The sequence below is a fragment of the Rhizorhabdus sp. P4_G6 genome (assembly GCF_056401045.1).
Genome location: NZ_JBFUKC010000036.1, coordinates 1 through 12,038 on the forward strand (window position 1 = coordinate 1; position 12,038 = coordinate 12,038).

The following is a 12,038-nucleotide window of genomic DNA, read 5'->3' on the forward strand; positions in this document are numbered from 1 at the left end:
GTGTTGCCGCGCTTGTCGCATGCTTGACTAACAAGGTGTCATAAAACGCCTGCTTATCGGCGGGGAGTTCCTCATAAGCAGCGACAAGGTCCGCAAAAAGGGTTTCGCCGCCTTCCTCAGGGGCCTCTACCCCATAAAGCATGGTGAACGTCGCAGTTTCCGCTTCATAAGAGCTGTCGCAATGCCAGTGGTTTGCGACATTGCGTATGAACTCGGGAGTCGCCTCCCTGTTACTCTGCATGATCATTTCGGGATGGCTGTCCAAGGTGTTCTTACGAGCGATCAGCATTACCGGTCGCCCCCAACGCTTCCCAAACCTTACATAGTCGTCATTCGACAAATCCTGACCGGGGAGAAGGATGAAGCGATGCTCCATCAGCTGTTCCAAGAGGATGTTGAGCCCATGATCGTCGATGGTTCGGACATCCATTTTCCGGATCACTTCTCCACGCCGTGGAGTCTGTATTTCGGCTCTAGCCATCGTATCCGTCCTGCCGTGCCACGTGCTTTCGACCATGAAGGTAATCCAGCCTAGAGCGCCGACACCGGCTACACACACGTCTGGTCGGACTATTTTCGACGTCACGGTTTTCCGAGCGAACAAGCCCGCGATGCCTTTTTCGAAACGATTGGAACGGAAATGCGTGCGCGCTCTATGCCGGGACGAATATCCCGGCGTTGTCCGCGCCCGTTGCCCAATGTTTTCTCTTTGGGCGTCGATGCCACCAGGATGGACAGCGTGCGCCAAGCTGCACGGTATGAGGCGCCGAAGCGGTGGCTGGCGGAGTGCCCGGTTCTGTTCTGAGGCGGGCCAGTAGGAAAAATTTAAGCATATTCTTCTAATGTGTGTGACGCGAGAGACGATGCTTGTAGGCGAGATATAGCGTATGCGTGCTGCTTGCGGAATGGACGAGGACACTCCTCCGAGTGTCCTGCGTATCAGAATGCTTACCAGCCGGGGCCTCGTGGCGTTCCTGGCGTTGATCAACGCCGTTTCCATCATCCTGGCCTATTTTTCCGGCAAGGGCTTCCTGGTGTGCGTGGTGACCGGATGCGGACTCCTTCTTGCCGTGGCGCAAGCTGCTTGGCGTAATCCGACGGCTGCCGCAACGCGGACACTTGTTGCCTGTTGCCTTGCCGTTGCGCTGATGCTGCTGATCTTTTCCGCAAGCCCGTTTAGTGACGGCGCTACACAGATGGCGCATATGATGTATTTCGTCACGAATACATTTTTGCTGGCCTACATGTGTTGGAGGAGTCTATTAATTTACAATGTTATTGTAGTTATACATCATGTGACATTGGCAGTATTTGCCCCGCAATTTGTTTGGTATTATTCAAACCCGGAAACATCTTATATAAATCTTGCGATACATGCCAGCATTGCCATTACCCAGGTTATTCCCCTGATGTTCATTAGTCGATATCTACTGGCCGGTGAGCTTGCGACGGTCACTTCTCTCGATGCGGCGCATTCGGCTGTTGCCCGGGCGGACGCTTCATTGCTGGAGGCGAATGCCGCCAAGGCGCGTGCAGACAGTTCATTGCAGGAAGCCCGCGCGGCCGTTGGTCGGGCGGATGCCGCGCTCGCCGAGAAAACCCGCCTGGAGACCGAATCCCGCGGCATTCGCGAACAAGTTCTGGCAAGTGTGCGCGGCCGTCTGACCCAGGCTTTCGCCGAGATTTGGGAATCGGTCCGTTCGGCCACGCTGACCGTCGAGGACGGGACAGAGGCGCTGTTCGTGAGCAGCCAGGACGTCAATCATTCCACCACGGAAATGCTGGATGGCGCCAAGGAGATATCGGCAACCCTGACGACGGTTGCGAATGCGGCGCATGAACTCGCGATTTCGGTGTCGGAAATCAGCCAGCGGGCTGCAGATGCCGCAAGGCATTCTTCCGAAGCGGCCGATATGGTGGATGACGCCAGCGCCACTATCACGACCCTCAGCAAGACCAGCAACGAGATTCAGGGGGCCACAAAGCTGATTAATGACATCGCGGCACGGACACGTCTTCTGTCCCTGAATGCAACAATCGAAGCGGCGCGCTCAGGCGAGCTGGGCAAAGGGTTTGCTGTCGTTGCGTATGAGGTGAAAGAACTCGCAGCTCAGACTTCGGAAACAACCAAGGTAATCTCTGCCCTGATCGAATCCATGACGTCGGAAACGTCGCGCACCGTCGAGGCAATGGCAACCATTCGTCAATCCATTACCGCATCGGACGTTCTGGTTTCGGCGATCGCGGTAGCGACGTCCCAGCAGCGTTCCTCGACCAACGAAATAGCAAATAACGTCCTCATGGCGGCATCGGTATCCGAGGCGGCGATGGAAAAGCTGAAGAACGTCCAGTCTGCCATTTCAGCGGTCACCGACAAGCGGGAAATGCTTACGGAAGCTGCGGCACGGCTGACGAGCAATGTCGACAAGGTCAGCCTTGAGGTAACGCAACTTGCCGATACCCTTGCTGCATGATGCATCCTGGCGGCAGATCTGGTTGCGCCCAATCGGCATCGGCCTTTTGGGATCGCTTTTGTTCGGCTTCATGAACCTGCTGCAGCCCCGGAGCGGTCAGATTGTAGGGGCGGTCATCATGCCCGGTCGTCACGACGCGGCGCTAGTGGCTATGTTGCGGAGCGATCCTGATCTGAGGCTTGTCGAGGATCGTCGGAACAGCCGGGTTATATTTGTCGTTTATCGCCGTCCGGATTTCCCCGATGTCGTTCGAAATAGTGGCGTGCTTTTCATGTTCGAGGCGAACGCGGCGGGCTGTCACTTCGCACGGTGAATAGGCGGCGGTGTATCAGCAGACGCAGCACCGGCTGGCGGCGCGGTGTCCTCCATCAGCGCCAATGGCACAGATTTGAGGTTGTGATAACCGCGAGGTCGCCGCCTAACATCAATCGTCCGATCAAATCCCGGCGGAGATGATTTCTGCGCGGGCATTGCCGTGGGCGGCATCGGGCATCCCGGGAATGACATAGCGGCCCTCGCAGCGTTCGAGGATGTCGGCAATATCGGCCCTGCTATTATAGAATTGCCTGTACCAGGTCCGGACCTTGAGGAAGTTTCCATCTCGCGGCATCTGCATGGGGCGCAGGCAACTTTCTTTGTTCGCCCAGATCTCAAAATCCTGCGCCAGGCCATCCCGGCTCAGTTTCTGGTACGCCCTAGCTGCCGCTACATCCTCGTCGGTCGGCACGCGCTTCGCGATCCTAGTCAGGGTCGCGTGCCAGGCATGGATCGAGCCATCGTCGATCGGCGTGTGGCAGATGAACATCATCGACGGCATGTCGCCGAAGAATTTGGAGATCAGGATGCCCGGTCCGGTGTAGAAGGTGTTGAACTCGGTGATGTCGGCATCGACGCCTAGCATTTCGTGTTTTCCGCCCATCAGTTGCCAGATTCGATGGCCGCTTATGATGTTCTCGAAATAGCTCTGGTGGGATGCGTGAACTGGGTACAGATGCTGGATGTCGCAGATATTGTCGATCACTTCCAATTGATGGATACCGATTGGCCCCAGATCATCGAAATGCCAGCGGACATACTGGGGATCATCCCATTCGGGGATGTCGGGCAGTGGATAATCGGGCTCCTGACCCTCGGGGTCATGCCAGTGGAAAATGGCGTTGTAGCGCTCGACGACAGGAAAAGCTTCCAACTTTGCGCCCGCGGGAATGCTGTCGGAATAGGGAATGTGATTGCATTTCCCGTCCGGGCCGAAACGCCAGGCATGATAAGGACAGCGGATCGACTCGCCCTGCACTTGGTCGCCGCGTTGCGCCATGAACGATGTCGTGCTCTTGCCGATGTGTGTTCTCATGTGTGGGCAATATGCGGAAACCATATACGGTTTCCCGCTTTCGCCTCGGTAGAGCACCATATCCTGACCGAAAAATCGCACGCTGAGCGGTCGATCGGCAAGGTGTTCGGCATCGGCCACCATGAACCATCCGCGCGGGAAGGTGAAACTGCCCAGGCCATAGTCTTTTGCGGTCGCCATATCTGAATCCGTCCTATCCATTCCGCAAGCGCGATTGCGGCCGACCCCATCCGAGCCCCGTTGCTCGTCCGTAAGTCGCAAGGCCATCCTGCGCAAAACGAACCGATTGTGGCGATCCGTTCCTCGACCGGCACCATCTCACCATAGCGGCGATAGGCTAATATCCCCTGACTGTCGCCAAAAGGACATTTTTTCGACCATCGCCAGATTGCCAATTGCTGCTTGATATGTGTTGCCGATCGGAGCGTTTGTCTGCGCGAAATCGGGTAACGATGGCGGGAACAGACATTGAGACTTTCCGCAATAAGCAGGGGAAGGGCTGACCTGTTCTTGACAAATGTGATAAAATAACGGGCAAAATCTTATGAATGGAAGTGATTACTATGAAGAATAAAGAGGATAAGCTTCAACAGCTTATCGATCATTTCGATATTCGCGAGGTGATCGAAGCCTATGTTCATGCCTGCGACCGGGCAGATGCGGCGGCCCTGGCCGAGGTGTACTTCGATGACAGCTGGGATGACCATGGTCCATTCAAATGTAACGGCAAGCAGTTCGCGGTCGATTGCACGAATAGCCTGATCGAAAATTGGAGCATGTGTGGCCATCTTCTTGGCCAGTCGAGAATCAAGGTGACCGGCGATTCCGCAGGCGCCGAAACCTATCTCTACTCGACACTGACCCGCGAGGATGGCGACCGGACGATGCTCGACACCTTCGTCGGCCGCTATATCGACCAATTCGAGCGCGTCGACAGCCAATGGCGCATCAGGAATCGGCGCTGCATCTGCGACTGGTCGGGAAGTTCTCCCCTCACGGAAGATTTCACCAAGGGAAGGTCGCTGTTCATCCAGGGGGCTCGATCGCAGGATGACTTATCTTATGAAGTATTGGGATTGAAAAGAGGAAGTTCATTCATAGTGCGATAATAATTATATATTCAACGATAATATTAAACGATAACATTCTAGGAGGGCAGGGATGAAATTTCGTAGCACTGCGAGCGGCGTCGCCTTCGCAACGATGCTCTGGATGTCGCCGGGGCAATCGATCGCACAGCCCGTTTCGTCGAGCCCGGCCGATACGACCCAGGCCCCGGACTCGCTGGGGGATATAGTCGTCACCGCTCGACGGGTGGAAGAGAACCAGCAGGCCGTGCCAATCTCGGTTACCACCGTGTCCGGCGACATGCTCACCGAAAAGAATGTGAGCGCGGTTCGCGACCTCCAGTTCAGCGTCCCCAACCTCCAGATCAAGCAGGGCAACCTCTCCCCGGAAAATATCGAGTTCATCATTCGCGGCCAGCGGCAGCAGCTGTTCACCGATGAGAATGTGATCGTCTACTTCGATGGCGTGCCCCATCGACCGCGCGGCATCACATTGTACGATCTCCACGACGTCCAGGCCCTGCGGGGCCCGCAGGGAACGCTGTTCGGCAAGAACTCGCTGGGCGGCGCCATGGTGTTCACCACCAACAAGCCCACCTTCGACACCGAAGGATCGATGACGCTCGAATATGGCAATTACAATCTCATCCACGGCACGGCGGTGCTCAACCTCTCGGTGATCGACGACAAGTTGGCGGTGCGCGTGGCCGGCAACATCGAACGGCGCGACGGCGTGTTCAAGAACGTCAACCCGCGCGGGGACGACCTGGGCGATCGCCGCAACGAGAGTTTCCGTGTCAGCGTGCTCGCGCGGCCTATCGAGCGGCTCGAGAATGTCGCGGTGTTCGACTATTATCATGCCAACCAGCTGCCTTCGCCGGCGATCATCGACTCCGCTCCGTTAAACGCCACCGGTTTCGGTGCTCTCGTTTCGCTGCTCACGCAGCAGTTCGTCCAGAGGCAGAGCCAGATCGGCGGAGGAACCGCGTTGGTGAACGGCAATCTACTGCAGCGGAGCGGTAGCCCGTTCCGCGTCGACCTCTATACTGGGCGCACCACCTTCGCGACGCCGGTCAGCACGCCGCTTGGGCCCCTCAACCCGGCCCTGCCCCTGTCCAGCACGACCAAGGCATATGGCGTCAGCGACACCACCACGCTCGAACTGAACGACACGCTCAGCCTGCGCAACATCTTCGGCTATCGGTACGAGCGCGCGGACGAGACGCAGGATCCCGGGGGCGGCGCCGGCATGACAGTCAACCTGACGCCATTCCTGTCCGGCCTCGGCGTACCCGGCCTGCCGGCTAGCTATCCGGGTGACTTCATCAATCTGGTCTCACGCAATTACGGACTGAACAAGGATGTGAGCGACGAGCTGCAGCTTATCGTAAAGTCGCAGAACCTGTCGGGCATCATCGGTCTGTTCTACAGCCACAATGACTATAACTTCCGGAACACGTCGCTGTTCATTGCGGGGCCGGTGTCGCTCTATCCGGCTGCCGTCCGATACTACAACACCAATGTGGATTCGGATTCCTACGCCATATTCGCCCAGGGGACCTATGATTTCTCTGCCATGGGGGCGGACGGACTGCGCCTGACGCTGGGCGCGCGGCATACGTGGGACAAGCGGAACTTCACGAACGAGCTGTTCTATTCCAACAGCCTCGCCCTGGTTCAGCAATGGCCGGCGCCAGGCGGCGTCTGCGCCACGGTGGCCGGCACCGGCGCCGCGGCGGTGGGCTTCAATTCGGCAAGCCAATGCTATCTCGGGGGCGCCAAGAGCTTCAAGGCGCTGACCTGGTCGGCGTCGCTCGAATATCAGCTGGCGCAGCAGACCCTGGTCTATCTGGCCAATCGTCGAGGATATAAGGCCGGCGGTGTCAATCCCGTCACCGCCAATCTTGATTTCGCCTTCTTCGGTCCCGAGCGTCTGACCGACGTCGAACTGGGCATCAAGCATCAGGGTCGGATCGGCGGGCGGCCCTATCGGGTGAACGTCGCGGGATTCTACGGCAAATATAAGAAGATACAGACGCAGGCGATCATTCCCTTCTGCGTCACCGATGCGTGTACCGCGTCCTATACCGACCTTATCCTGTTCAATGTGGGCCAGGCGACGATCAAGGGCGTCGAAGTTGAGGCGTCGTTCAAGCCGATACCCGAACTGATCCTGGACTTCGGTTATTCGTATCAGGTTGGGCGCTATGGTAGCGGCACCGTAATTCCGCAGCCGCGCGACATCACCACGCCGGTAAGCAGCACCAATCCGATCGACTATACAAGTGGGCTCGATCTGGACGGCCAGGAGTTCGTCGGCATTCCACGCCACACGATGAATGTGTCCGTGACATATGAGCCCAGGTTCGTGGCCGAAAGCTTCGCCAAGCCGTCACTGAACGTCAACTATGCCTATCGGAACAAGACCGTCGGCAATTCCAATCTGGGCGTGGCAACGACGCCGGGATTTGGCGTGCTGAACGCCCGCCTGACCTTGCGGGACGTTGGGGAAACCCAGTTCGCCCTGGCATTCTGGGCCCAGAACCTCACCGACAAGTCCTACAAGCTCAGTTGCTCGGACAATACGAGCATCGGCTACACCGCCTGCCGCTGGGGCGATCCCCGGACATATGGCGTCACGGGATCGATCAAGTTCTGATCGGACCAAGGGTTGACCAGATGGCGATGTCGACGGCCCGTTCCGGACGGCCGGCGTCGCCATCATACGATCGGAAGATCATCCGCCTGGAGGGTCGTCATGAACGACAAGATGCAGCTTCTTCTGGACCATTTCGAAATCCGGGAGCTTCTGGAGGCCTATGTGCACGCTCAGGATCGCGCCGACGCGCAGGCAACGATCGACGTGTACCATCCGGACAGTTGGGATGACCACGGCCCGATCAAGGACACCGGATGGAATTTCGCCGACAGCGCGACCCGCGAGCTGCTGATCCGCTGGGAGGGATGCCTGCACCTGCTCGGCCAGTCGCGGATCAGGGTGGACGGCGACCAGGGCGGCTCGGAAACCTATTTCTACTGTACGATGACCGGCCAGCATGACGGGCAGGACATGCTGGACCATATGATGGGCCGCAATCTGGACAAGGTCGAACGCCGCGAGGGCGAATGGAAGATCAAGGAGCGTACCTGCATCGTCGATTGGTCGGCGAGCACGCCTCTGATCGAAGACTTCGTCGGCGCCGCCGCCTTCGCCAAGGGAAAGCGATCGGCCGAGGATCTGTCCTACAGTTTGCTCGGCCTCTCGCGCGGGCATTCACGGATAACCCGCTGAAAGGTGATCGGACAAGCGTCCCGCCTCCCTCTGCCACCCCCTGGCAGGAGAGCAGGCGTCTTTTGTCGATCGGCCGAGAACGTCAGATCGTCCGGCCGCCATCCGCCACGATCAGCGCCCCGGTGACGTAGCTGGCGACGTCCGACGCCAGGAACAGGATGACGTTGGCGATCTCCTCCGCTTCGCCGAGCCGACCGAGCGGGATGCCGTCGATGAAGCTCGCGTCGAGCGGCGCGCCAGCGATCAGCGGCGTGTTGATCACACCCGGGCAGACCGCGTTGCATCGGATTCCACTGCTCGCATATTCGACCGCGATCGCGCGCGTCAGCTGGGAGATTCCGGCCTTTGCCACCGCATATGGCCCGACATGGCGTTCGGCATGATAGGCCGCCGTAGACGATGTGTTGACGATCGATCCGCCGCCTTGCGAGGCCATGACAGGAAGGACGCTGCGCGACACGCGGAAGGCCGAGGTGAGACCCACGTTCATGACATGGTCCCACTGCTCGTCGCCGACGCCGCCGAGCAGGGCGGCGCTATCGTTGCCGCGCCAGATCGCGTAGCCGTTATTGTGCAGGAAATCGATGCGTCGATGGCGCGAGACCACCGTCTCGACCATGGCGTCGATCTGGGACCGTTCGCGTAGGTCGCAGGCGACGAAATCGGCCTTTCCGCCGCCGCCCCTGATATCCTCCATCAGGTCCATGCCGCGCTTCTGGTCGAAATCGACGATCACCGCGGTGCCGCCGTGCTTCGAGAAGCCGCGTGTGACGGCAGCGCCGATGCCCGAGGCGCCGCCGGTCACGACCCCGATCTTGCCTTCAAATCCGATCATGCTCCGGTATCCTGCTATTGGATGACAGCCCACGTTCTCTTGGCCAGTTTCCATGGAAATTGCCAGCCGGCCCCTGCGCGCCCATGGCCGCCACGCGCGCTATTCGGGATCGATCCAGGTAGAGTTGATCGCCCGCGGGCTGAGATATTTGGTGTTGGTCCAGCCGCCGTCGACGACGATCGACTGGCCGTTGATCATCTCGGAACCGGGCGAGCAGAGAAAGGCGATCATCGCCGCCATATCTTCTGGTTCGGCGAGCCGGGGATATGGCGTCGTCTCGATATTGTTGCGTCGAAACGCTTCGTCTGCGAACCGGTGGCGAACCATGTCGGTCATCGTCACCCCGGGCGCCACGCAGTTGCTGCGGATTCCTCGCGGCCCATATTCGCAGGCCATATGCTCGGTCAGCGCTTTCAGGCCGCCCTTGGCCGCCGAATAGGCGCCGCCCCGCCGCCCGCCGATATGCGCGAAGGTGGAAGTGATGTTGACGATGCTGGCGCCCGCCTTCATGTGGCCGATCGCCTCGCGGCACAGCCGGAACGGCGCGCGCAGCATCAGGTCCAGGAAAGCGTCCAGCGACGCGTCGTCGGTTTCATGGAGCGGTTTCGGACTGCCGACCCCGGCATTGTTGACCAAGACATCGATGGAGCCGAAGCTGTCGAGCGCACAGCGGACGATGTTCGCTGGCGCTTCGTCCATCGTGACATCCGCCGGGCATGCGACAATGCGTTCTCCGTTCAGCGCATCCGCCAGCCGCGAAAGTTTGTCCGGGGTGCGGCCCACGGCGACGATCGCGAACCCCGCGCCATGAAGCACTTTTGCCGTGGCCAGGCCGATCCCGCTTCCAGCGCCGGTGATGATCGCGGTTTTCATCTTGTGTCACTCCCCTGTCTCTATCGCACCGGTCGGCAGATTGGCGACTGAGCGCCATCGTGCCTCTATCGAACGCTACGCTGGACCGGCCCGCTGTGCCAATGGTCACGGGCAGGTCGAAGGAGCTTTTCCCTTTGGCGACAGCTTTGATGCTTGAGATGGGCGAATGGTCTCCATAGCCTTGACAAATATCGCCGGATGAACCTGCCCGGGCATCACCGTTCGTCCGATCCGGACCATGGCCGGACCGACCAGGTTCTGCGAAATATTCTACGACCGCGTCCGCCTGCCGCTGGCCGACGCAGTGGTGGGCGGGATCAACATTGGCTGGAAGACCGCCATGGCCACAGCGCGATACGGCGCAGGCTGATCGACTGGCGGTCGAAGAAGATCGTCACGACGGCTTGTACTTTGACTGCCAGGCGCGCAACGATCGGCATCGGCGCGCGCCACTCCGGTTTCCATTCCAGTAGAGAGCATTAGATGACGGACAATAGCGAGTTGGAATTGAGTTTCGTTGTCGACGACCAGACCGCGATCATTACCCTCAATCGCCCCCATGAGGGCAATGCGCTCACCTCCACGATGATCACGGCGCTTAACGAGGCCTGGACCCGGGTCATCCGCGATGACGGCATCCGGGTCGCAATCATTACTGGCGCCGGGGAACGACATTTCTGCACCGGCGCGTCGGTGTCCGGACTGCGCAAGGAAGGCGAAGGTGGCATCCTGGTCGGACAGGAGGCGGTGCCCCACAAGGAGGCCAATCGCTTCACCCCGCGTCAATGCGACGTGTGGAAGCCAGTGATCTGTGCGGTCAATGGGCTGGTCAATGGCGGGGGGCTCCATTTCGTGGTGGATTCCGACATCGTCGTCGCGCCGAAGAGTGCACAATTCATGGATACCCATGTCTCGGTCGGCGCGGTGGGCGCCATCGAGAATATCGGCCTCGCAAGGCGGGCGACGCTCGGCAGCGCGCTGCTGCTGACCCTCGTCGGTCGCGATTATCGCATGTCGGCTGAGCGCGCCTACCAGCTAGGCCTGGTGGATATATTGGAAGAAGACGCTGCCGCGGTGATGACCACTGCGCTGTCTCTGGCCCGATCGATATGCCGCAACTCGCCCCAGGCTACCGCCCTGTCGAAACGGGCGATCTGGAAATCAGAGGATGTCGGTTATCATGAGGCGCTCGATCATGGGTGGGAACTGCTGAAATCGCATTGGAGCCATCCCGATTTCGAGGAAGGACCGAAGGCGTTCCTGGAGAAGCGGCCGGCCCGGTGGACAACGCGTCGTTCCTGATGTCCGGCGGGCGACCGGTGGGTGCCGCCAATCACGATAACATGTCCCGTTCGCGCAACACTCGACGATTGATCGGTGGCCGGGATGTGCCCTTAAACAGTGGGGTGCACCGGCAGACCGCCGATTTCCGAGGCGATATTATCGATGACCACATCGCAAAAATTATCGGACGAGAAGATTGCCACGCTGGCTGCGCGATTCGACCATCACGGCCCCGAATATCGCGAGCATTCCGCCGAAATCCTCGAGCATATGCAGCGGCATTGCCCCTTCGTGCATAGCGAGGCCTGGGGTGGCTTCTGGGTAGCGACGACCGGCGAGCATGTGTTGGAAATCGCAAAGAACGCCGAGGTCTTCTCGAGCGCGCAGGGTGAGACCATTCCGGATGGCACCGATACGCGGATGATCCCGCTGCATTCCGACCCACCCGAGCTCTACGATTATCGCGCCATCCTCAACCCGCTGTTCGCCCCGAAAAAGATGGCGCAATTAGCGCAGGCCGTGCGCGACGAGGCGAACGCGCTGATGGACAAGCTGGTAGCGCGGGGCGGCGGTGATCTTGTCATGGATGTCGGCCAGCCGCTCACCGCCATCACGACGCTGAAGATGGCCGGATTCAATCCCGCTGACTGGTACAAATATGCCCATCCCCTGCACGAACTGGTCTACAGCGCCGCGCCGCGCGAGGAAAAGCTCGCGATGATGTCCGAGATGGAACGCGAGATGAATGCCGAGATCGCGCGCCTGCGGCCCGATCCGCCGCCCGGCAGCATCCTGGAATATCTGTTTGATGTCGACATGGCGGGCCGGAAGCTCCGCATGGACGAGATCCAGAGCATGGTGC

The 12,038-nt window shown here is 59.4% G+C and carries 12 protein-coding genes; 8 read left to right on the forward strand and 4 right to left on the reverse strand.

Going from position 1 to position 12,038, the window contains the following annotated elements; translation table 11 throughout:
• Positions 1 to 517, reverse strand: a 517-nt coding sequence (locus AC1DPF_RS18310; protein WP_477962797.1) for a TauD/TfdA dioxygenase family protein, incomplete at its 3' end; no start/stop codon positions are given.
• A gap of 388 nt (positions 518 to 905) precedes the next feature.
• Between AC1DPF_RS18310 and AC1DPF_RS18315 the strand changes: the two genes are divergently transcribed.
• Together AC1DPF_RS18315 and AC1DPF_RS18320 are read left to right on the forward strand one after the other, a co-directional pair.
• Positions 906 to 2,474, forward strand: coding sequence for a methyl-accepting chemotaxis protein (locus AC1DPF_RS18315; RefSeq protein ID WP_477873145.1), 1,569 nt, complete (start codon positions 906 to 908; stop codon positions 2,472 to 2,474).
• Complete coding sequence (locus AC1DPF_RS18320; RefSeq protein WP_477873143.1) at positions 2,464 to 2,787, forward strand: hypothetical protein; 324 nt, start codon at positions 2,464 to 2,466, stop codon at positions 2,785 to 2,787. Before AC1DPF_RS18315 ends, AC1DPF_RS18320 begins: the two co-directional genes overlap by 11 nt.
• A gap of 123 nt (positions 2,788 to 2,910) precedes the next feature.
• Here the strand turns inward: AC1DPF_RS18320 and AC1DPF_RS18325 are convergent, their stop codons facing one another.
• Positions 2,911 to 4,026 (reverse strand): 3-ketosteroid-9-alpha-monooxygenase, oxygenase component, encoded by a 1,116-nt coding sequence (locus tag AC1DPF_RS18325; RefSeq protein WP_477962799.1) that lies wholly within the window; start codon positions 4,024 to 4,026, stop codon positions 2,911 to 2,913.
• A 347-nt stretch (positions 4,027 to 4,373) separates the two neighbouring features.
• Between AC1DPF_RS18325 and AC1DPF_RS18330 the strand changes: the two genes are divergently transcribed.
• The 3 genes from AC1DPF_RS18330 to AC1DPF_RS18340 all read left to right on the forward strand — a co-directional run bounded on the left by AC1DPF_RS18330 (position 4,374) and on the right by AC1DPF_RS18340 (position 8,184).
• On the forward strand, positions 4,374 to 4,934 hold the full coding sequence (locus tag AC1DPF_RS18330; RefSeq protein ID WP_477873139.1) for a nuclear transport factor 2 family protein: 561 nt from the start codon (positions 4,374 to 4,376) through the stop codon (positions 4,932 to 4,934).
• Between the two features lie 52 nt (positions 4,935 to 4,986).
• Entirely contained in the window at positions 4,987 to 7,551 is a 2,565-nt protein-coding gene (locus AC1DPF_RS18335) for a TonB-dependent receptor (protein ID WP_477962801.1), read from the forward strand.
• Positions 7,552 to 7,650: 99 nt separating this feature from the next.
• Positions 7,651 to 8,184, forward strand: a complete 534-nt coding sequence (locus AC1DPF_RS18340) for a nuclear transport factor 2 family protein (protein ID WP_477962803.1) — start codon at positions 7,651 to 7,653, stop codon at positions 8,182 to 8,184.
• Positions 8,185 to 8,266: 82 nt separating this feature from the next.
• Here AC1DPF_RS18340 and AC1DPF_RS18345 read toward each other — a convergent pair whose 3' ends face one another.
• Positions 8,267 to 9,019 (reverse strand): SDR family NAD(P)-dependent oxidoreductase, encoded by a 753-nt coding sequence (locus AC1DPF_RS18345; RefSeq protein WP_477873133.1) that lies wholly within the window; start codon positions 9,017 to 9,019, stop codon positions 8,267 to 8,269.
• Positions 9,020 to 9,118: 99 nt separating this feature from the next.
• Positions 9,119 to 9,892: an SDR family NAD(P)-dependent oxidoreductase gene (locus AC1DPF_RS18350; RefSeq protein ID WP_477962805.1), complete on the reverse strand. Its 774-nt coding sequence runs from the start codon at positions 9,890 to 9,892 to the stop codon at positions 9,119 to 9,121.
• Positions 9,893 to 10,130: 238 nt separating this feature from the next.
• Between AC1DPF_RS18350 and AC1DPF_RS18355 the strand changes: the two genes are divergently transcribed.
• From AC1DPF_RS18355 to AC1DPF_RS18365, 3 genes are all read left to right on the forward strand, one after another.
• Positions 10,131 to 10,262 carry a hypothetical protein gene (locus AC1DPF_RS18355; RefSeq protein WP_477873129.1) on the forward strand — a complete coding sequence of 44 codons (132 nt, stop codon included), beginning with the start codon at positions 10,131 to 10,133 and terminating at the stop codon, positions 10,260 to 10,262.
• A gap of 113 nt (positions 10,263 to 10,375) precedes the next feature.
• Positions 10,376 to 11,194 carry an enoyl-CoA hydratase/isomerase family protein gene (locus AC1DPF_RS18360; RefSeq protein ID WP_477873127.1) on the forward strand — a complete coding sequence of 273 codons (819 nt, stop codon included), beginning with the start codon at positions 10,376 to 10,378 and terminating at the stop codon, positions 11,192 to 11,194.
• Positions 11,195 to 11,338: 144 nt separating this feature from the next.
• A partial coding sequence (locus AC1DPF_RS18365; RefSeq protein WP_477962807.1) for a cytochrome P450 family protein occupies positions 11,339 to 12,038 on the forward strand: 700 nt, incomplete at its 3' end.

What these genes read in the sequence shown, in the direction of transcription:
- AC1DPF_RS18315 (WP_477873145.1), top strand. Translation starts at nt 906, where the DNA reads ATGGACGAGGACACTCCTCCGAGTGTCCTGCGTATCAGAATGCTTACC.
- AC1DPF_RS18325 (WP_477962799.1), bottom strand. Translation starts at nt 4,026, where the DNA reads ATGGATAGGACGGATTCAGATATGGCGACCGCAAAAGACTATGGCCTG.
- AC1DPF_RS18330 (WP_477873139.1), top strand. Translation starts at nt 4,374, where the DNA reads ATGGAAGTGATTACTATGAAGAATAAAGAGGATAAGCTTCAACAGCTT.
- AC1DPF_RS18335 (WP_477962801.1), top strand. Translation starts at nt 4,987, where the DNA reads ATGAAATTTCGTAGCACTGCGAGCGGCGTCGCCTTCGCAACGATGCTC.
- AC1DPF_RS18340 (WP_477962803.1), top strand. Translation starts at nt 7,651, where the DNA reads ATGAACGACAAGATGCAGCTTCTTCTGGACCATTTCGAAATCCGGGAG.
- AC1DPF_RS18345 (WP_477873133.1), bottom strand. Translation starts at nt 9,019, where the DNA reads ATGATCGGATTTGAAGGCAAGATCGGGGTCGTGACCGGCGGCGCCTCG.
- AC1DPF_RS18350 (WP_477962805.1), bottom strand. Translation starts at nt 9,892, where the DNA reads ATGAAAACCGCGATCATCACCGGCGCTGGAAGCGGGATCGGCCTGGCC.
- AC1DPF_RS18355 (WP_477873129.1), top strand. Translation starts at nt 10,131, where the DNA reads ATGGCCGGACCGACCAGGTTCTGCGAAATATTCTACGACCGCGTCCGC.
- AC1DPF_RS18360 (WP_477873127.1), top strand. Translation starts at nt 10,376, where the DNA reads ATGACGGACAATAGCGAGTTGGAATTGAGTTTCGTTGTCGACGACCAG.